Genomic DNA, 21,436 nt, shown 5'->3' on the forward strand with positions numbered 1-21,436 from the left:
TGTTGTCGTGTTGAGCTAGATAATCAACTAGATTTTGGATTTGGGGAAGAGGGGGGGCAGATTTAGCATTTGAGTAAACTGTAAATTTAATAAGACGTTTAATGGGTCAGTAGGTTTATACCTTACGCTTTAGCGTAAACAAGTATAAATTAGCTTGATAATTTTAGTTTATTAAAGTTTAAGGTGCTGATTTAAATAAATAAAAAAGAGGTTTTATAAAAATAAAACCTCTTTTAAAAATGTGGTTACGTATTGTTTTTTGTACTTAATTGTTTACACTTTGTGTGCGATTGTTAAAAAACGTGTTGCGCTGCTCGAGCCAAAGGTTAGGTTTTACCGTGGGTGCTGCTTGGTAATGGCGCTCAATAGCTTGGTTTAATACCCGTGTTGTAGGGGTAAACGTAAGCTTTGATTGAGCGCTGCCCATGCTTTTAATTTCGTCTCGACTCAGGGCGCGCCCAGCATATAAAAGGGCGTTTAAATAACCAGGTACTGTTTCAAAGTTGTTATCTGTAAAGAGTAAAACAGCTGATGTTAATGCCCAGGTGTTATTTATTTCACCGTCTTCTTTAACACCAGCAAGCTCGCCGTCAATGTACACTTCAAATACCCCATTGCTGGGGGCGGTATAAAATACAAATGCTACACGGTGCCAGTTTTCAGGCTCTGTTTGCCCAAAATAACCACTATCACTGGTTGATTTACCGTAACCGCCCGTTGGGTCGATAAACATATCGGCATCATCAGTGAGGTAATCTTGTGTGTTTGCTTGCATAATAGCGCGATAAATATCTTTACCTTCTTCAGGCCAGTATAAATCCATTACTAAGGTGTAGTCAGAGACCATGCCTTCGCTTGCATAATCACCATTGGCAGGTGTATTGAGGGTTATTAATAGCCCCTCAGTAGGCGCGTGGCGTGAAAACGCCATTACCCCGGAGCTGCCATCAGCAAAATCAGAAATACCAAGCGCTTGCGTGGTACTATATTGAGTTTCCTCAGGGCCCCAGTTTGTTTGCTCAGGGTCAAAGTAGCTTAATACCGAAGGACCATAATCTGGTGTTAAAGGGTTGTTAGCATCGTCAAAATTCCACACTGTGATGTTGTTTTGTTCATCACATGAAAAGAGTCGATTATCGGTATCTAGGTATAGGCATTGGCTGGTTCTAAAGCGCGCATATTGATCAAGTAACCACCATGCTTCGTCAATGGCTTCTACGTTTAAAAAGTTGACGCCATTAAAAAATAATTCAGGATTAAGCGCTGCGCCTTTAAATAAAGCAACTTGATAGGTGCTCGACGCTTGTATATCGTCTGGTTTGAGTAAAAACCAATCGGGTTGACTGGCAAACATGGTGTTTAAATCGCTCCCAGTAACCGTTACGCTATATAACGAATTAAAGCCGGGTGTGTTAGAGGGCTGGCGCTCAACATAGTAGACTTTATGAAAGTCTTCTTGTGTTACAGCCCCTGGTGTCCACCTTGTTTGTACTAACTTAGGGTTGAGCAGGGCGGCCGTTATATCACTAGCATGGGCTGCAGCTAATGCCGTTATTTCTGCAAGCTCGATACTACTTGGGTAATTTTCAGAAATAGCAATTTCTGTGTTTGCATCGGGCGCATAACGCCCCATAATTTCGTCGATGGCACGTTTTGTTGCTTCATCACGTTCGCTAACGCTGTCAGTTTCAATGGTGCTGTAATCTATCGTTGGCGATGTTTTATCTTGCAGATTAAATGTCAGGGTAACATCGGTAATGCCTTTGGCATAAAAATCTGGCTGAATAACCACAGCGCCGTTCTCGAGCGTATTATAGCTTTCTCCGCCATGAGTATGGCCGCCTAATACTAAGTCTATACCGCTTACATCGGTTGCCATATCAATATCTAAGCCTTCACCTAAATGGCTTAGCATTACCATATAATCAACGTCGTCTTGATACTGGCTTACTATACTTTGCGCTATTTGTTGCCACTGCCAGCTCATTTTAAATTGTTGGATAAAATCTGGAATAGGCTCATCATCTATCGGCTCATCTAGTTCGTTCCATGGTACAGAGGTCATGCCGAATACGCCCAAGGTCACACAGCCCACTTGTACTTTAGCGAAGCCTACAGCGGCAAAATCTTGTAATTGTTCACCTTCGTAGCGCGTATTGCTGGCAAGCACAATGGCATTGTCATCTTGTGAATAGCTTAATAATTTTTCAGGTCCCCATGCATAGTCGTGATTACCTACCACACGTAAATCAAACTGCATGGCTTTAATGGCCTCTTCTGTAGCGCTACCTTGTGATAGTTGCTCAGCAACCGTGCCTTTTTCGTAGTCATCACCCCCGTTGGTAAACAGGGTATGCGGCGTTTGTGCAAGTACTTGGTTGTAGTAGGCTTTTATGCGGCTAAAGTATTGCTCTTCATAACCGAATCGAGCATGTAAGTCGGCAACGTGAATAAACCTTACTGATTGCTCTGCTGCCGTGCTGTCACACGTTGGGCCAATAGCAGCAAAGGCCTCTTTACGCTGCATCATTATAGCGAAGGTACCCAGAGCTGTTACTTGTGCACTGACAAAGCCATCTTCAACAAAAGAGTTATCAATAACCGCCCAGCCATCGCCAGATTGTCTAGCAATAAAGAGCTGGCCACCTAATTGGTAATCATCAGGTATTTTTATGGCGATCGTAATTGGGTTGCTAAAGGAAAGCGTACTTGGGGTCAGTAGGTGTATATCTGAGATAATATTTAACAGTGCATTGGCATCATCTAATACTGTTTTTTCGTAGGTAAGCTCAGTACTTTGAGAAACAGCATTGGCGGGTACAGTCAGCAAAAAGCTTCCTTCATCAAGGCTGACATCTAAACCGGTAGTTGTAGATACGGTTAACTCGCTTGGCTCTGGCTCGACTAGATCGTTAGGGTTAGTTGTCACTTGATCGTCTGAACCACCACAGGCAGATAATAAAAAAATACAAAAAATTAAAAATGGGGTGCGATATAAAGTTAACAAGCGCATGTACTGCGTCCCTGAGACAAGTTAAAAATTAATCAGCAGATAATAGCAGTTTACAGCGAGGTGATATAGAAGTTTGAGAAAATTTCCCCCATAGCGGCTATGGGGGAAATTATAAGTAGTATTACGCGTAATTAAACGTGCAATATTATGCGGTTTTTTCTTCCAGACCTTGTTTTTCCCATACTTTCGCTTTAAAGCTCATTAGTACTAGAACAATACCAACACCAATGCTAAATAAGGCAATTTGTAAATATAAGTTAGGGATTTCTTGAACGTTATTCGGATCAAAGTTACCCGCAAGTATACCCGAGATAACATTACCAATAGAGTAGGTTAATACAAATACACCCATTAACTGACCTGTATAACGGCGAGGTGATAATTTGCTTACTGCACTTAATGCTACAGGGCTTAAACAAAGCTCACCCACTGTATGTAAAAAGTAAGTAGTAACAAGCCAATAAGGCGCCACTTTTAAGCCTTCAGCAGCGTACTGAGCAGCCATAAACATGACTAAAAAGCCAGAAGCCATAATAATCAAGCCAAGTGCACATTTAACGCTGTAAGTAGGTGATATCATTTTTTTAGATAAATTAATCCAAAGCGCTGCAAAAAATGGTGACAGTACAATAATAAACAGTGAGTTTAAAGATTGAAACCATGTAGTTGGAATTTCAAACGTACCGATAAGGCGGTCTGTGTAATCACGAGCAAATAGGTTAAGTGATGAACCCGCTTGCTCAAAACCAGACCAAAAACACGCAGAGGCAACACACACTAAAAATAGTGCCCACATTCTTTGTTTTTCTTCACCAGTTAAATTGCCTTTAAAGTAAATAAGGCCAAAATATACAAAAAATATAACAGTAAATATAACGGCTGTGTAACCAGCTACAACCGACGGGTTTATGGTAATAACACCCGTCATAGCGGCTACTGTAACGCCAGTAACAACAGCAACAAACAATGCTATAGCGCCCCATGTACGAGATGCGCCTTTAGCGCTTAATGGGTTGGCCGGTAATGCGCTATGCTCAGGAAGGTTGCTAAGTGTGCGCTTATATTGGATTAAACCAATAGCCATACCCACAGCAGCTGCACCAAATGCCCAGTGCCAGCCTACATTTTCCATAAAGTAACCACATACGTAGTAACCTATTAGCGAGCCCAAGTTAATACCCATGTAGTATATAGCGTAACCGCCATCACGGCGCTCATCAGCATCGCTGTATAGCTGACCTACCATTGCGCTGATATTTGGTTTAAGTAAACCAGTACCAGTAGCTACAAATATTAAACCAATAAAAAATGAATACTCATGAGGCACGGCCAAAATAATATGGCCACACATGATGATGATACCGCCATACCACACGGCTTTTTGGCCACCGAATAATCTATCGGCAAGCCAACCTCCTGGCAGGCCTAAAAAGTATACTGCACCTGTGTATAAACCGTATATTGCAGCTGCTGATGCAACAGTAAAGCCTAAGCCTTCTTGTTGTAAGCTTGCTGTCATAAACAATACGAGCATTGCTCGCATGCCGTAGTAACTCATACGTTCCCACATCTCAGTGAAGAACAATGTTGAAAGTCCTTTAGGGTGGCCAAACCAACCACTATCTGGAGCTGAACTCATATTTACTTCCTAACTTTAAGAATTGTTGTAATGGCCTTATAATTTTTTGCTTTAGCTGTTTTGTGCCCTGGGGCACTAATACCAATCCGTATTAATACTTAATCATTTTCAGGGGTTAAACGTGTCGTTATCTGCGTTAAAAAATTCTTATTTAGAACAACTAATTAGCGAATTTTTTGCCTTGCTATCAACACGTTTATCCATCCTCAAAATAGATCACTTAATTATGCGGATTGGTATAAAACGCTCGACCATCTGTATATTATTTGTAGCTAAGATAATGATTTGCTAAATGGTAGTAACACCACAAGGTAAGAGACACACCCTTATCCTAGTTACAATTGCGCTCAAGTATACATATACCTTAGTGCGAGGGGAAGCATTCGCGATGTATCACCTTGCACTGCGTTAAAAGTCTGCATAAGGAATAATTGGGGTGCCAGGAAACTCTAACGTCCCGTACACAGGATTGAAATAGTAACGAATATACAGCTGGCCAAAGTTCGGCTCATAAAAATCAGAGCGGTCAATTGCTAAGTAACCACCAAAAAACCAATGCGGCGTTATACGGTACTCAAAGCTCCCTTCAAGATTGTATGACACGCCTACGCTGTCATCACTCTCAAATACAGGGTCTACTCCGGTTATCGACTCTCTATCGTAGGCTTGTAGTTGCAAGTCTGTATCGTTGGGATAAAAGTCAATCGCTTGGGTTTTTGTTTGCGAATACGATATGCCCGTTTTTAAGCGATAAACAAAATCATCACCCCAGCGCGCATCGTAGCTTAAAGGCAGTGACAACCCAACGTAGTTTTGTGGGCTATAGTAACCGCCGTGACCCCATGTTTCTTCACTTAAATTATACTGATACGCCCAATGTAATAGGCTTGCGCCGACAGTGAATTCGCGTTCTTGATTGCTAATAACGCGATAATACGACCCACCCATAACTCTATAGCGTTGATTATCTTTAACATTTTGACCTTTATAAAGTGTAAAGTCGGCGCTTGACCAAAAGCCCCAATCGCCACCTAAATCATGAGATAGATTGGCCGTTAGGCCAGTTGAGCGCACGCCGCCCCAAATTTCACCGGTATTTACATCCTCAAGGCCAGCATAAGAGAGCACAGAGCTAGTTACAGGGCGTTTTTCGAGCTCTAGGCTATAGCCAAAATCGCCAATGCTGTTTGCGTAGTTTACACCCCATACTATGTCTTCAATCAAAAAGCCAAGTGGGGTAGTACCCACATCAACACGCCAATTTTCATTTTGCCAGCCAATACCTATATCGACCCCATCTTGCTCAGGGCTAACCTCATCAATGCCGCAGGTAAATATACACAGTGCACCTTGGCCGTAGCGGCTTCCAGCAAATTGCTCATCAAAGCGCGTTGTTTGTGCACTGATGCTAGTTGGATCTATTTTAATAAACCCTTGACCTTGCCAAAGTGGAAAGTAGGCCTCAATAGGGACTAAGCCAGCGCCAAGCGTCGCTTCGCTTTCTGTACTTGTTTGGCCACTAAAGTTAACCCCAATGGCAATGTATGCTTGGTTTTTGCTTTGCTCATTTATAAGCTCGCGTTTAGCACCATTGATATACCACGCATCATTTTCATCTATACGCGCAATTTGTTTGTAAAACGATTCATCGTTTAGGCCTTGCTCGCTCGATAGTGTTTTTAAATACCATTGCTTAGCTTGGTCTTGCTCATTAAAGTTTCGGGCAACTTCAGCGCCCAAATAACTAAGCTCTTTATCATTGGGTGATTTAGCTATTAATTGATTGGCTAAAGCTAACGCATCACCTGCGTAATTAAAGTCATTTAACGATGCCATAATTTGGCGCTGTAAATAGGCCTGCTGATCATCTGTTTGCACTATTGCACGCTCAGTCACTTCTTTTGCTTGAAAGTCGTTACCTAATTCTCTATGAGCTTTTGCTATTGCTAACATAGCTTGAGGGTCAATTGGCTGATTGTTTTTTAGTTTTTGTTGATAAACAATAATTGCCGACTCACGCTGCTCAAGGGCTAAATTAGCATTTATTAATGCCGTGGTCGTTGCGGGGGTACTTGGGTACTTTTGATCAAGCTGGTTTAGCTTAGCTAATAGTTCGCCACCTTCGTAATACTCATTAATATATGTAGTGTATAAATTGACGTACTGCTCTATTTCGCCAGTACTGGCATTACTAGGTAAACTGTAATTGGTAAACCATTGCTCTACAGATGGGCGCTCATTTTGCTCGAGTAGCCATTCTCCATACAGCATATGCCAATAAGGTGATAAAGAAGGCTCAGTATTTAATGCATCATTAATTAACTTTATAGCGTGTTTTTTCTCATCTATTTGATACCAGCTACGCGATAGCTCGGCTTTCATTACGGGTGTTAAATTTTGCGCTTCTAAATTACTTAAATGAAAAATAGCCGTGGTTCTATTTTTGCTATTTAAGTGGCGCTCACTTTGTCTGAGAGATTCGTTCAGCCTAAGCTGTTGCTCAAGCGTAATTATGTCGTCATTTCGCTCATTAACTGGTACATACTCTAAGGTGTTTAAAGCACCTTGGTAATCATCTATTGAGCGCAAAAATAGGGCATGGCTGTAGCGTAACTGTGGATTAAGAGGAAACTGCCAAAGCACATTGTTAAATAACGTTTTTGCCTTTTGCGTTAACCCATTTTGTTGATAAATAAACGCTAAGTCATAATAAAGCCAAGGCTGCTCAGGGGCTAATTCTATGGCCTCTCTTAAAGTCTGCTCTGCAAGTTCTACCTCACCCGAATCGGTGTACTGACGTGCTTTTTCGCGAAGCAGGCTACTCAATGAAGCTACATAAACGGGCTTTAGCTGTGCTTTTTGCGTATCGGATAAAGCATTGTAAAAGTTGATTAACGACTGCTCAGAGTTATCCAGTTCAGCGATTTCTAATAACCCGGTCAAGGCACCATTATTTAAAGGATCACCTTTGAGCACCGTTTGGTATATGGTTGCCGCCTGAGAGTAGTTACCTTGTGCGAATTGTAATAGCCCTCGGTTATACAAAACAGTAGCAGGGTCTTGTTCTAAGGTCTTGGCTAAATCTAGCTTTAGCTTGGCTGTTTTAAATTCACGCTCGTTTATAGCTTCTTTTGCTTGACGGATATAAAGCCAAAATTTAGCTGTAGTAGCTAACGCTTTTAATGTTTCGCGCTCAGCAAAATCGGCAGTGTTACTTTGCGCCCGCGTAAAATAATTATATGATTTTTGGTTTTCACCCATTCGCAGGTATAAGATGCCAAGGCTGCGCATAATCGCGCCATCTTTTGGGCGCCCTTTGAGTGCTTCCAATAAAATGGGCTCTGCGGCAGCTAACTTGTTTTTTTCAAGTAATGCTTCTCCTTTCACCCATAACTGATAGTGCGGATTAGCTAATAGCTTTTGTCGCGCTTTAAGATCTTTTTTGAAATCTTGATACTGTAGCTCACCTTTACTACTGAAAGGGTACACAGTGAAGTAGCGCTGAAATTGCTTATCAGTAGCGCTGTTTAATTGCATGTTAGATAGAGCACCTAACCAAATCGCTTCTACTTCATTACTATAACGAGAGGTAGCGCCATATTTGCTTAAAAGAGATAACGCAGTGTCATCAGTCGGGTTACTTCTGAGTAAGTGGCGAGCGTATGGGATATCTATAGCACCAATGCTTTCATAGGTGCGTAGCAGCCTTTCGTAACCTTTTTTTACATTTTGCCATTGGCTTTGATCTTGTGCATACCAACTTAAATGCTCTAACTCAAACGCTAGGCTTGGATAGGCATTTTTAAAAAGAGAATTGTAAATTAAGCGTGCTTGTTCAAAGCGACCCGCACGGGCAAGTAATTTAGCTTGCTGTATGTCCGCTTTATCTTCATTTTCTAATCTAGCAACTAATCGTAATTGCTCTATACAAGGGTGAACTTGTGTATTGCTATTATCTATTCTTCTTAATATTTGATTTGCTTCCCCCGCTTTGCCATTGGCAAATTCATAGCGAGCAAGCGCACACTGACTTTCTATGCGATTAGGCGCTATTGCCAATAGCTTTTGTAAGCTATCGGCAACTAAGTCTTTATTTTCTTGTACTTCACCAATGTTGATTTGGCTTAAAAGCCACTCAACAGAGCGTGTATCAATGTCATTATTTGTTTTAGCATGTACACTTGCGCTGACTGCTAACGTACAAACAACAGCCCATTTTAGCGACATTCAGTGCTCCACATTGGCTTGAGCGTCCCGTCTGCTGATATTGAAAAGCGTTTATTAAGTGCGCTACTACCAAATAGATTTAATACACTGTCGTAGTAGCGAGTTCGTGTAAATGATTTATCGACCATCAACTTTTGTTGAATAGCCATAACCTGCGAATCATCCCCTTTTTCTTTTAGCATTGGCAATAGGGCAGCATTAAAACCAACTGGGCCACGCTTTTGGGTTTTGCCAGAGCTTGCATAAGTGTTTAAAGGCACATAGCCGCGGCTGTTTATAGCCTCTAAAAAAGGACTAAATTGTTCGCTTAGCTGCGTTTTGTAAGGGGCATCCTCTGCCATCATACTGGCCCATAAGTAAACCCGAATGGCATTGTAGCTGCCTAAGTCAGTTGCTTTATTATTATGATAAAAGCCTTTTGCAGGGCTATACATTACCCAATCAGGACTAACGCCGTTTTTAGCGGTGTCTAAAATAAGCTTGGCAGACGCTTCATGGAGTTGCTGCCACGGGGAATTGGGGTATAGTTTGCTAAACTGCTGATAAATAAACAACGGAGAATAGCTAGGGTTAAGTTTGTAGGTGTTATTTTCAAACTCAAACCCAGCCGGTGCGGGTAATAAAGTCAGCCCTAAACCAGAGATATAAGCGGTTTCCTCTCGCATAATACGCTGCGCTAATACGGCAGCTAAAATACTATAACGGCGTTCATCCCATAAGATGGCTGCTTGCGATAAACTATATGCTATCCATAAATCAGAATCTGATGCTGGGTTTGAGTCTAAAATTCCAGTGGTGTCATTACCTGTTTTGCCCCATTGCCAAGCAGGTAAACGTGTACTTAAATCACCTTCAGAGAGGTGCTCTTGCGTCCAGTCTAAAATAGTATCAAACGCAGCTTTATCATTTGCCACTAGCGCAAAAAATAGCGCGTATGATTGACCTTCTGAGGTGGTAATATTTTGCTTTGAGCCTAAGTCGATAACGCGCCCTTCATCACTAACAAAGTGGTTTTTAAATACTTGCCATCCTTGCCAGGGCTCGCACTGCTGTGTTTGCGCTGATACAGAAAAACTAAAAAATGTGACTATTAATAATGCACGGTTAAGTAATGTCATTATTCATCTCCTTCAGCTAAACGTTTATGGGTAAGTGCTTGCAGTAATCGCCATAAAATAAATGAGATCAATAACAGCGTTAATATCGAAAGTAGAGCTAAAATAAACGGGTGGTCAGACAAATGGAACCACACCAGTGTATGTACAGGAATATGGCCTACAAAGTATTGCTCATCAGTTTTTATGGTTTTAACACCTTGTGAGTTTATAACTGCGGCACTGCCTTTTAATTGACTTAATGTTTGTGAGTCCATAAGGGTTTTATCAATTAAGCCAAAAGCTTTTTCGGTAGTTGCATTGAGTGACACGACAGAGCGCTCAGAATCAAAAGGAGATTGATACGCTGTAATGACCGCCATATCACCACTGCTTTTTACACTTACTTGGATTTTGTCGGGCGTTTGCTCATCGTATGCACCGTTATAGATTGCCTGCTTTATTTCGCGCTGATTATTATTTAAAAGTACATTTGTTTGCACATCTTCATCTAGTTGTTGTGCTGTGTTATTAGGCTTTGCAATAACTAGAATATCTTTATCGTCTAAGTCAACGTTCTCATTTAAATGGGCAACGGCCATTCTATGGGTTGGGTAACCTGTTATAGCACCAAAATGTCCAGTAAGATTAAACAGTAACGTTAATGCTTTTGCAGAAGGTTGCTGATCAACAAGTACAAGTGTTTGTTGTAAGTCGGCATATTTAGTGTAAGGGAAACCACTATTAGCAAATACGTTTAAATCCGGTAGGGCAATGTAATGATCAAAACCACTTACATCAATGTGTGAATTACCATCAATAACACCAAACTCACCACCTGGCGGCGCTATCGCACATTCACCTTTTTTCAATACCGCAAATCTAAAATCAAAGTTTAGCTCGTTCCGAGTGGCTAAGTTGATGCCATTCAGTGAAAAGTTTTCTGCGTTTTGTGTGGTATCAGTATTGGCTATAAGTGGCAATAAGGTTTTTGTAGTATTAAGTGTAGAGTCGTCATTATCTAGCAAGTATCCACTAATAAACTTTTGATTAATCAACATATTCAATCGAGAGTCTAAAGACTCGCTCTCGGGCGTGCTGCGATACTGTAATGTGATGGGGATGCCTTTTTCGCGCCAGGTAAATAAATCGGGTGCAAAGCGCACGTTTAATTTCACGGGCCCGTTATTTAACCCCTGTGCTTGTAGTTGGGTATCAAAATCGATTAGTTCGTCAAAATGTACCGCTCTATCACCGCGTAACCAACGTGGGGCGTCGTAAGGCTTACGAAGCGGGAGTTGATTAATTGCTTCTATGCTTGCAGTCCTACCTGTCATTACTTTGTGCCCGAAAGCTAACCCAGTAACGGCTGTTTTTAAATCATCTTCATCACGACCCAAAATAAGCAACATTTTGCTGTATCTATGCAGTGGGTTTGAAATAATCTCAACGGTTGGCTTTTCAACATCTGGGTAATCTTTTAAAAAGTCAGGCTTTGAATCGTTGGTAATAAAAACTACGCTGTGCGTATCTAATGATTTATTAATGACTACCGGGAAATCAGCACCGCGCCAGTCAGCTTGTGCGCCAAACCAACTAGATAAAGTGGCTGCCGCTTCAATCGTTTTGGTGTTAGGTGTTTTTGCAAACACAAACGGTAAGCTTAACTTATTATAATCTTTGGCATCAAAAAAAGGCGCTGGTAAATATTCCAAACGACTATCTATTGCTAATTGCTTTTGATTAAGTGTGATATTGCTCGATTTATTAATTTCGGTCCAAATAGAGCGGCTAAAGTAGTCTTGGCAACGTAAATCATAATAGCCCACAAGCTCAAAGCGTACTTGGTTGTAGTCTTGTACATATTTAGCATTGAGTTTAAGGCTATGATTAACCGTATTTTTAACTACACTTAGTTGCTCATTGATGGGCAGTACAGTGACTAAGTTTTCATTAAAATACACTTTTAAATGCGATACGTTAGCAATTAATGATGGCGAGTTTGTGTAAGAAAAATTAAGCTGTAAATCGGTGCTTAATTTATCAATGCGGTTTGTAAAATCCACTCTTGAGTTATTGTTTATGCCATCTAGCTTGTAACCATTAAAACCTAAAGCAGCAAAGTCTAATCGTAAACTAGATACGTTGGCGCTCTCAGGGTAGCCATTTATAAACACAGATTTATCGTGCATTGGCTCAATAGCACATGCCTTATGGGCGCTGCATGTTATAAACAGTATTAGAAATGTATTAAGCAAATTTTTAATCATAATTATTATGCACTATTGGTTTTTTAGGGGTGAAAGAGTTTATATATACAACAATTTTTGTCATTAATTTTACAAACGGTTGTAACGGCTTAGGAGCATGAAACAATAAATTGCTAAATCCTCTTAAACTTGTTTTTTGTACTTCTTTAAAACTATAAGAAGGGCGGTCATGGCGAAAGTTGTTTTGCCAATCAAGCCATGCATCCGCTCTTGAAAAGGTGCATTGTATAAATGCTTTTTGCTTTTCGAGCGAAAGATCTTTTAAGGTTAAGCCTATTTGTTTGTTTCGAGTGTTACAAACATACGTTGTAAACGAAAATTGCTTATTACCGCGGCTCATTAATAGCTCTATTTTATCGTTTACACGGCATAAGTGAGCATGTTCTGTTTCAATGCCCACCCCGTTATCAGAGTAATCAGTTATTTTAACTTTTAACGTATGGCCATTTGCTAAACGCACACCCGCTGGAAAGTGCGCCTTAATACGATGTGATTGCCTTACTTGTCTTGCTTCGGCTGCAACGGCTACCGCAGCGCCTAGAATAATAATATTGTAGATTGCCCACCCCATGCTTATCAGTAAAACGCCCACTTGGCTTGGGTCGCCAAAGCCTAAGCGTAAAATACCTACCAGCATGCCCACTAGGTTTATCAGCAAAAGCACCAAGTAAGGTTTAGATATTCCCCAATCGTAATGTTCTTTATCGTTTAAGCCACCTTTCTCGGTCACATTAAATTTACCCTTATTAGGGTTTATTAACGCAACGGTTGTTGGCTTTAATATGTACCACGCAAGCACAGACTCATACACTTCACCCCAAAAAGAGTAGCGATATTTACCCTGTATGCGCGAGTTGGTCGCTTTTATTTGTATTAACGTAGGCACTACGTAAATAAAAATGGCTAAAAATGGTGCATAAATAATGTACGCATTAAAGTATATAAGCGCTAAGGGGGCGGTTAAAAATACAATCCGCGGAATGCCTGATAAGAAATGCAACATGGCGTTTAGGTAGCATAAGCGCTGAGGTATATCGAGCCCTTTACCTAAAATTGGATTATCGAGTCTAAATATTTGCGCCATACCTCGCGCCCACCGAATACGCTGACCAATATGAGCTGAAAGGCTATCTGTAGCAAGCCCTGCAGCTTGAGGGATATTAATATATGCGGTTTTATAACCGGCACGTTGCATACGCAGAGCAGTGTGGGCATCTTCGGTTACTGTTTCAAAAGCAAAGCCACCAATATCATCCAGAGCTTGTCTTTTTAGTACAGCACATGAGCCACAAAAAAAGGTCGCATCCCACATGTCATTACCGTCTTGAATTAACCCGTAAAAAAGCATGTTTTCATTAGGTATTTGGCTGTGGTTATTCAAGTTACGCTCAAACGGGTCCGCAGAAAAAAAGTGATGCGGTGTTTGCACTAAACATACTTTACTATCTTTTAAAAATTGTCCCATGGTCATTTGTAAAAATGAGCGGGCAGGGACGTGGTCGCAATCAAAAATAGCGATGTAATCACCGTTGGTATAGCGCATGGCGCTGTTCATGTTACCGGCTTTAGCGTGGTTATTATCAGGGCGAGTTAAATAACCGACTCCCACTTTCTGAGCAAACTCTTTAAATTCAGGGCGTTTTCCATCATCAAGAATATACACGTTTAGTTTATCTGCGGGCCAATCAATACTCATGGCTGCAAGTGTGGTTGGCTGCACAACACTCAGTGGCTCATTATAAGTAGGTATGTATACATCAACTGTTGGCCATAAGTCGGTGTTTTCAGGCAACGGAACAGGTTTGCGCTCAAGCGGGTTTATAGTTTGGAAAAAGCCTAAAATAAGCACTAGCCACGCATAGGTTTCTGCCAGCAGCAAGCCTGCGCCCAAGGTAAGTGCTACAGGGTCATCCCAATTAAGGGTTTCTGTGTAGCGCCACCATAAATAACGCGATGAAGTGGTTACCGATAGGGTGATCATTACAATCGTGGCCATTTGCCCTTTTACGCGCTTAAGCCCATAAGCCACTATTAATATAAAACTAATAAACACAGCTTGTGCTTCTAAGCTAAACGGAATGGTGATAAAAATAGCCAGTAAAAATAATATAAAGGCTACAACCACATATTTGATTAGTTTGTTTTGCCAAATCTTAGCGTCAGCCATGGTTTTAAAAGCGCTTTTTTTAGGTCCCTTAGCATTTTTTGACAATAAGCGTTTTAGCATTCGCCCTAGCTTTAAATCAAACCAACGCAACTGTTTAAGTGAGTAGCTTACCCCATTATAAAACTGGTTAGAGAGCCGCTCCCTTACTGAATTTTTTTTGGGTCTGTTTTTAAAAAATAATAAATAAACACTTTGGATGATAAAGCGTAAAATATTTGAATAAATAAACGTACGGTACGGTAAGCGCAGATGCGGGTAGTAATCATATAAAATAAGTTCAAAGTTAATTTTGTGGTCTTTTATATTGATAAACAATGAACTGATTAGCGTAATAAAAGGCATTAAAAAGGCTTCTATTACGTTTACTTTGTGCTGATTAAAATAGCTATGAAACTTAAATAAAATATAACGGACAAGTTTTTCAGTAAATATAATGCTTAACAGTATATATAAAGTACTGTGTATTGGGCGCTTATAAAATAGAGAAAAGCTCATAATTACAAAGCCGACTTACTTACAAGCCAACCGGCAAGCGTTTCAAAGTCATCGTTAGCAACACTGTATGGCGCACAGTTAAGCGCTACATTTCGATAGGCTGTAGACTCTTTAATGACTTCATCACTGTTTATAAAAAAAGGCGCCATAAATGGTAAAGTGGATTGCCACAATGAAAACAGATCAAATTCAAGTGTTGATGCAGAGTTATAACGATTGACTAAAAAAAAGTGTTTCCACTGGTTGTCAGTCTGTTTTAACGTTTGTAGATTTTTGTAAATTAAGCTGTGACAAATAGCATCACAATTAACTATTTCAATTACTATGTCGTTTTTATCTAGGGGGTAATGGGTAATATCGACATGTGCAGGGCAATCGAATAGAAGCCAGGTATCTTTGTTATAATCCAGTTTATTGCAATTGTTAACAAGCTCAAATAACGCTTCACGACTTACGCAATTGTTGCCGAATGGCAAAAATACAATGCCATCACTATCTTGATGAAAGTGCGCTAAAGCGTCCTCAAAACGTTCCTCATTGCTCCAACCCTGGTTGTATTGCCAAGGCAGGCCAAAGTGCAGTCCCAAATCGCTTTTAGAATCTAAATCTATAGCAATCACATCTGAGCCTGATTTTTTTAATACGCAGGCTAAGTTGGCAACCATCGAAGTAGCGCCAGTACCGCCTTTAATGCCTTTTAGAAAAACTCTTTGCAAAGGGTTGTTTACCTGTCGTTTTAATTACACATTACGCATTTACCGCACGGTGTATTTCGTTTAGTAATGCGTATTTTTTTATTGTTTGTTTATTTTTCTGTTTATTAACAATTTCAACGTAATCTTCGCTTTTGCCACCAAAGCGTCGTGCGAGGTTCTCAATGTCGTTGGATGTTAAGGTTTCAGAGCTTTTTGTTGTTAATTTGTGCATTGATGCCTTTGTGCTAAAGTTTATTATTTTTATTTAAAGTGGACAATATTTGTCTATTATATATAGAATAGCGGGTAAAACTAGTAAAAAAGTATTTTTTATAGGCTAAATTCAGTGCAAAACTTTAACATTTCAGGCTTACAGCCCGCTGCTACAGAGCTAAAACCTGCATCGTTATATGCAATTTTAGCCCCTTTAGATCATTTTTCTACTGAACTGGCCCTACATGCAATTAATAAGCCCTCAACCTCTGATATTTATATTGTTTCTTCGCAAATAGAGACATTTTTTGAGGGTGCTTACAGCGATGCTTTAAATCACGCATTTGACCAGCACAAAGTGCACCCATTCAGGTTTTCTGCTGACACCCGCGACTGGCCCAAACAACAAATAATTAACAATACTTTAAAAGAGCTAAATGCTTATAAACATTTAAACGAAGCGCTCGTTATTGTGCACTTTAGCACGACGGATTTAGCCTCGTTGGATCAGCGGCAACTGACAAATAGTATTCATGCCTTTAAGGGTTTTAGTAGAGATTCGGGGGCGACTACTTTATTTTTAGTTTCTGGCCCTGAAGTAACTAACTATCGTTTTCTATTTAGGCGGTTAAATGATGTTTTAGATGGGTTAGTTTATGTTGAGAATGATTCAACGGTGCGTGTGCTTGAATACGATTATTGGCACCACAGTACGGGTATTTTGGCCTCGGTGCAGTACCCTTTAATGATTGAAGATGGTCACTTTAAAGTCCAACAAGATACTATTATTGAAAAACAACCCTTAACTGCGGGTGTGTTTGCAGATGAAGATGAAGTGTGGATTGTGCAAGGGGCGATTCCTGAAGGTACCAAGCTTCCTGCAAAATATAAAATAATAAAAGACAACAACGCGCTTTTTTCAAAAGGTCCTAAACTTGAAGCGGCGACATTGGTGTTTGCAGTGTCGCGTTATACCGATTTAGCTCTGCTTGCTAAGCAATGTTTTGAGCTTAGAAAAAACTGCGGCCGTTGGCTTAAATTAGTGATTCAAAACGTTGATGGTGTGATCCGCCATCAAGATGAATGCTTATTTTTGACTTTAGGTGTTAACCTTATTTTGTATAGTTTTTCAGAGCCTTCAAGATTGCTTTCACAGGTTCAGTCAATTCAAGGGTTTCAGTTTTCAAGGCCCTTACCGCCCTCTATTGAACATGTACTTCAATTTACCGAAAATACCTTTTCGAAAGGCTACTTACCTTTTATAGAGTTTACCAAACAGGTTGAAGTGCACAGCGATTCAGCTGTAAATCTAGGGGTTAGCGGGGTGTTGGTTAAACTTGAGCTTTTACCCCGAATTGACCCCATCCATCCATTGCATTTGTTTCATATTAAACGTGAAGGTGACGTTTTCAGTTTGGTAGAAAATACCGTGTACTTGTACTTGCATGCGTGTCGCGAAAATGATGTTAATAACGCGATAAAACACTTATTTAAATTAGAAACAAACGACTTTTTTGCACAGCAAAATATAATCTCTGATCATTTTTATATTCAGCAAGAATGTAAACAACTCAGGCGTTACTATGCAGGGCAGGATATAACGGATTACTCTGCCCAATTAACGGAAAATGAAAGCTATAAATTTACTCAAGCAATTGATGCAAGTGTTGCAGCAGATATAGAAACCCCTGAGTTTACTAAAAATGAGCGCGCAGATGCCGTGCCGTTTAAAATGGCTTTAAAGAGTAACTTATGAGTATTAATCAATTATTGATTACAGCAATTTTAGCGATGCTAGTTGGCGTATTTTTGTGTATGTCGGGGTCGCTATTACTGAATAAATTAAAAAAATACTATGCTCGGCTTACGTTTAAGCATGAAGTACTTGAACCTTACAAACCAAATAGAATAAAGAAGGGTAAATAGTGAAATTATCAGGCTTAGGGGTATGGAACCTTTATTTTTTAGTTAAGTTTGCACTTTTTTATTATGGTGCGATCGACTTTAGCTTATTGGCAAATGCGGCGTTAGCTGCTTTTTTTGCTATTTCTTACGCACACCCTTTACTCAATAAAGTTAAGCATTGGTTAGGCGCGGTAATGGCCATCGTTTTATTGTATAAAGACTCGTGGTTGCCACCAATAGAGCGTTTAACCCGTCAGGCCGGCAATGTACAGGACTTCAGTTTTGGCTATTTTTTGGAGCTCATGGCGCGTGTTATCAATGTTGACATGTTATTGGCTTTATTTGTTATTACGGTGTGTTTTTGGTATTGCTCGCAGTGGATTCGCTTCACCACAGTAACCGTTGTTGGGTTAATGTTTGTAGCTTGGCAAAGCAATCACAGTGAAGATGATTTAATGACCCAGCCAGTAGCAGCTAATAACGTAACAACAGCTGCGCCTCGTGCACAAGCACAAGTAGTAACACAAGAAGCAAAATCACCAGATGAGCAGTTAAAAGCGTTTTATGAACAACAAAGTAGACTAATTAGCCAATTCCCACAGCAATATAACGGTGAGTTATTTGATGTTATTGTGTTAAATATCTGCTCTATGGCAGTGGCTGACTTAGAAACTATTGGTGTAAGTCTTGACGATTTATACAGCGACTTTGATGTGGTGTTTTCTGATTTTAACTCGGCTACTTCTTACTCTGGACCGGCTGCAATTCGTCTGCTAAGAGCAAGCTGTGGTCAAACAAGTCAAACGGCTTTATTTGAAAATGCGCCTGAACAGTGCCACTTATTTAAAAATTTAGAAAGCTTAGGGTATAAGAGTAGTGTGGTAATGAACCATGACGGCCACTTTGATGAGTTTAAGGGCTTAGTTAAAAGGTTCGGAAAAATAGATGAGCAGCCTTACGATATTACTAACTTACCCGTTGCTCAATATGGGTTTGATAACAAGCCTATTTATTCAGACGGTGCGGTACTTAATTCATGGCTAAATGAAAAAGGTGAAGACTGTGCGCCATGCGCTATGTATTATAATACAACCAGTTTGCACGATGGCAACCAATTAGCTAATCAGCCTCGCATGAGTAGCCTTGAAAGCTACCCGACCAGGCATAAAAACTTATTTAACGATATTAACGGGTTTATTAAAAACTTAGAAAAGCGTGGCCGTAATGTGATGCTAATGATAGTACCTGAACACGGTGCAGCTTTAAAAGGCGATAAAGTACAATTTGCAGGTCTTCGCGAAATACCAAGCCCAAGTATTGTATCTGTTCCGGTGGCGATTAAGTTTATTGGTAAAAATGTACAAAGCTATTCACAAACGCTTGTAAGCGAATCAACAAGTTACTTTGGTTTATCGGAGCTAATCAGTGGCGTGCTTAGCACAAACTTTTTTGCAGGTAATGGCAATATTGCTGACTTAGTTGATACGCTGCCTCGTGCACCTAAAGTCGCTGAAAACGCCGATACAATAATGATGTATGTTAATAAGCGCCCTTATATCCAATTAGATGGCGGAGACTGGACCCCATACCCGCAAAACTAATAGTATATAGGTATTACCCCTTTTTAAAACGCAGCTTACACGCTGCGTTTTTTACTTTTAAGCTGGACGTTATTACAGTTTGATGTTTACAGGCGTGAGGTTACAGTAAAAAAGATCTGGGCTTGTCCAAATTTGTTTACAATTTACTGTATTGAATAACGCAGTTAGCGTATTATTCGGCTAATATAGTTTTTCCTTATTCGAGGATGTATGCGTCTAGATATTCATTGTGCCGACCGTGTGGGTATTGCTCAAGAAATCCTAAATATTTTAGTTAACTACGATGTTGACTTAAAAGGGATTGAGGTTGATTCGGTAAATTGCCGTATGTATGTAAGCTTTCCTGAAATTGAATTTGAGCAATTTCAAAAAATTATGCCTTCTATTCGTTTGATTGATGGCGTACATGATGTTCGCACCACTGCCTTTTTACCCTCTGAACGAGAGCATAACGAGCTCAATACACTGCTGCGCGCATTACCAGATGGAGTTATCTCGATTGACGCAAAAGGGTGGGTTCGTTTGTGTAACGATGCTGCCTGTAAAGACTTGCAACTAAGTGAAAAAGAAGTGGTAGGAGCCAATATTAATAACCTACTAAAAGGTTTTAATTTTACACGCTGGTTAGAAGGCAAAGAAGTACTTGGTCAAACAACTCGTGTAGATGTGGCCGGTGAAGACTTTATTGCCGATATTTTACCGATTGCCGTCCCGCAAGGTGGTGAAGGTGATGTGTTAGCTGGTGCGGTTATAAATATTAAATCGCAAAGCCGATTAGGTCAGCAAGTCAGTGCCTTTAGGCGTTATGGGCAAGAAAGCTTTGCAACTATTCACAATTTTAGTACTGCTATGCGCCGTGTTGTACGTGAAGCACGAAAAATGTCGCAGTTAGAAGCGCCCATTTTAATAACTGGTGAAACTGGCACGGGTAAAGAACTTCTTGCGCGTGCTTGCCACTATGCCTCTAACCGTTCGGTTAAACCATTTATCGCTCTATCGTGTGCATCGTTGCCTGATGATGTAGCCGAATCTGAATTATTTGGCTACGCCGGCTATGAAGAAAATACCGCGCCTAAGCGTGGGGTATTAGAACAAGCAGATGGCGGTACTGTATTTTTAGATGAAGTAGGCGAAATGTCTACACAGTTACAAACAAAGCTACTGCGCTTTTTGCAAGACGGTACATTTAGAAAAGTGGGCGATGAAAACGAAGTAAAAGTAAATGTACGTATTATTGCAGCCACACAAAAAGATTTACCAGCCATGGTACAAGAGGGCGTATTTAGAGAGGATTTATATTACCGAATTAATGTGCTCACGTTAGAGATTGCACCACTAAGAGACCGTAAAGCTGATGTGGGTCCATTAGCCGAGCACTTTATCCAAAAATACGCACAGCAAAACGGCCATGCTATTCCGTTATTATCACAAGAATGCTTACGCTTTTTACAAGAATACCCGTGGCCAGGTAATGTACGCCAGTTAGAAAATGCGATTTACCGAGCTGTGTCGCTACTCGATGACAGTGAGCTGCGTGTGGAGCATTTACAATTGCCCACATTTACGCACGATCTAGGTTATTTAGAGTCAGATTTTGAGGGGACGTTAGATCAAGCTGTAAAACGTTTTGAAGCAACTTTATTACGTAAGTTGTATCCAGCTTACCCAAGTTCAAGGCAATTGGCTAAACGTTTAGGGCTGAGTCACACTGCAGTGGCAAATAAACTGCGTGATTATGGTATTAATCGCAAAACTGTTAAAGTTTAGTATCTGATTTACTGGGAGCTAGGGCGTGTTGTTCTTTGATGGTTGAATTTGCAGCAGTATGTTTGGTTTTTAGGCAAGGCAGGGCCTATGAAGTGTTGTTATTCCCCATAAATAGGCGATAACGCAGCATAAATACCAAACATGCGCTGCCCTTCGGGTTCAGCCTAGGGCGATCAACTCTTTGTTGCCTACATGGATGTTGGTAAGGGGCGTGAGCAGGACGCGGAAGCTTTGCTCGGTTTTTACTTATTCTTACATGGGTGTAAGTCATTAGAATAACGCAGGAGCAGTTATCGAGCCCACTAGGTTACAAACCTCGCGCCGCGATTTAATCGCCCCTAGGTTGAACA

The 21,436-nt window shown here is 40.4% G+C and carries 11 protein-coding genes; 3 read left to right on the forward strand and 8 right to left on the reverse strand.

The genetic code is table 11. The annotated features are described in order from the left end of the window. Positions 1 to 265 precede the first annotated feature (265 nt). The 8 genes from AN389_RS10810 to bcsR all read right to left on the reverse strand — a co-directional run bounded on the left by AN389_RS10810 (position 266) and on the right by bcsR (position 15,832). Positions 266 to 3,013, reverse strand: coding sequence for a metallophosphoesterase (locus AN389_RS10810; protein ID WP_055019780.1), 2,748 nt, complete (start codon positions 3,011 to 3,013; stop codon positions 266 to 268). Between the two features lie 145 nt (positions 3,014 to 3,158). Then, positions 3,159 to 4,652: a peptide MFS transporter gene (locus AN389_RS10815; RefSeq protein WP_055015954.1), complete on the reverse strand. Its 1,494-nt coding sequence runs from the start codon at positions 4,650 to 4,652 to the stop codon at positions 3,159 to 3,161. Positions 4,653 to 5,060: 408 nt separating this feature from the next. Next, positions 5,061 to 8,879 (reverse strand): cellulose synthase subunit BcsC-related outer membrane protein, encoded by a 3,819-nt coding sequence (locus tag AN389_RS10820; protein WP_055019781.1) that lies wholly within the window; start codon positions 8,877 to 8,879, stop codon positions 5,061 to 5,063. Beyond that, complete coding sequence (gene bcsZ, locus AN389_RS10825; RefSeq protein ID WP_146258075.1) at positions 8,870 to 9,997, reverse strand: cellulose synthase complex periplasmic endoglucanase BcsZ; 1,128 nt, start codon at positions 9,995 to 9,997, stop codon at positions 8,870 to 8,872. The genes AN389_RS10820 and bcsZ overlap by 10 nt, the downstream gene beginning before the upstream one ends. After that, the gene (gene bcsB, locus AN389_RS10830) at positions 9,997 to 12,243 is read right to left on the reverse strand and encodes a cellulose biosynthesis cyclic di-GMP-binding regulatory protein BcsB (RefSeq protein ID WP_055015957.1); all 2,247 of its coding nucleotides are present in this window, start codon (positions 12,241 to 12,243) and stop codon (positions 9,997 to 9,999) included. Before bcsB ends, bcsZ begins: the two co-directional genes overlap by 1 nt. Continuing rightward, positions 12,236 to 14,905 carry a UDP-forming cellulose synthase catalytic subunit gene (gene bcsA, locus AN389_RS10835; protein ID WP_055015958.1) on the reverse strand — a complete coding sequence of 890 codons (2,670 nt, stop codon included), beginning with the start codon at positions 14,903 to 14,905 and terminating at the stop codon, positions 12,236 to 12,238. The genes bcsB and bcsA overlap by 8 nt, the downstream gene beginning before the upstream one ends. Before the next feature lie 2 nt (positions 14,906 to 14,907). Then, positions 14,908 to 15,621: a cellulose biosynthesis protein BcsQ gene (bcsQ, locus tag AN389_RS10840; protein WP_055019782.1), complete on the reverse strand. Its 714-nt coding sequence runs from the start codon at positions 15,619 to 15,621 to the stop codon at positions 14,908 to 14,910. A gap of 31 nt (positions 15,622 to 15,652) precedes the next feature. Continuing rightward, positions 15,653 to 15,832 (reverse strand): BcsR/BcsP family cellulose biosynthesis protein, encoded by a 180-nt coding sequence (bcsR, locus tag AN389_RS10845; protein ID WP_055015960.1) that lies wholly within the window; start codon positions 15,830 to 15,832, stop codon positions 15,653 to 15,655. A gap of 114 nt (positions 15,833 to 15,946) precedes the next feature. Here bcsR and bcsE point away from each other — a divergent pair, with 114 nt between their 5' ends. The 3 genes from bcsE (at position 15,947) to tyrR (ending at position 21,086) form a co-directional block, all read left to right on the forward strand. Then, a complete protein-coding gene (bcsE, locus tag AN389_RS10850) occupies positions 15,947 to 17,569 on the forward strand; it encodes a cellulose biosynthesis protein BcsE (protein WP_055019783.1) in 1,623 nt (540 codons plus the stop codon). Between the two features lie 169 nt (positions 17,570 to 17,738). Further along, the gene (bcsG, locus tag AN389_RS10855; protein ID WP_055015962.1) at positions 17,739 to 19,319 is read left to right on the forward strand and encodes a cellulose biosynthesis protein BcsG; all 1,581 of its coding nucleotides are present in this window, start codon (positions 17,739 to 17,741) and stop codon (positions 19,317 to 19,319) included. Between the two features lie 210 nt (positions 19,320 to 19,529). Beyond that, positions 19,530 to 21,086 (forward strand): transcriptional regulator TyrR, encoded by a 1,557-nt coding sequence (gene tyrR, locus AN389_RS10860; protein WP_055015963.1) that lies wholly within the window; start codon positions 19,530 to 19,532, stop codon positions 21,084 to 21,086. Positions 21,087 to 21,436 lie beyond the last annotated feature (350 nt).

Origin of the sequence: Pseudoalteromonas sp. P1-7a (assembly GCF_001401855.1) — a bacterium.
GTDB lineage: Bacteria > Pseudomonadota > Gammaproteobacteria > Enterobacterales > Alteromonadaceae > Pseudoalteromonas.

Coding starts and splice junctions, on each gene's coding strand:
- AN389_RS10810 (WP_055019780.1), bottom strand. CDS start 3,013: ATGCGCTTGTTAACTTTATATCGCACCCCATTTTTAATTTTTTGTATT.
- AN389_RS10815 (WP_055015954.1), bottom strand. CDS start 4,652: ATGAGTTCAGCTCCAGATAGTGGTTGGTTTGGCCACCCTAAAGGACTT.
- AN389_RS10820 (WP_055019781.1), bottom strand. CDS start 8,879: ATGTCGCTAAAATGGGCTGTTGTTTGTACGTTAGCAGTCAGCGCAAGT.
- bcsZ (WP_146258075.1), bottom strand. CDS start 9,997: ATGACATTACTTAACCGTGCATTATTAATAGTCACATTTTTTAGTTTT.
- bcsB (WP_055015957.1), bottom strand. CDS start 12,243: ATGATTAAAAATTTGCTTAATACATTTCTAATACTGTTTATAACATGC.
- bcsA (WP_055015958.1), bottom strand. CDS start 14,905: ATGAGCTTTTCTCTATTTTATAAGCGCCCAATACACAGTACTTTATAT.
- bcsR (WP_055015960.1), bottom strand. CDS start 15,832: ATGCACAAATTAACAACAAAAAGCTCTGAAACCTTAACATCCAACGAC.
- tyrR (WP_055015963.1), top strand. CDS start 19,530: ATGCGTCTAGATATTCATTGTGCCGACCGTGTGGGTATTGCTCAAGAA.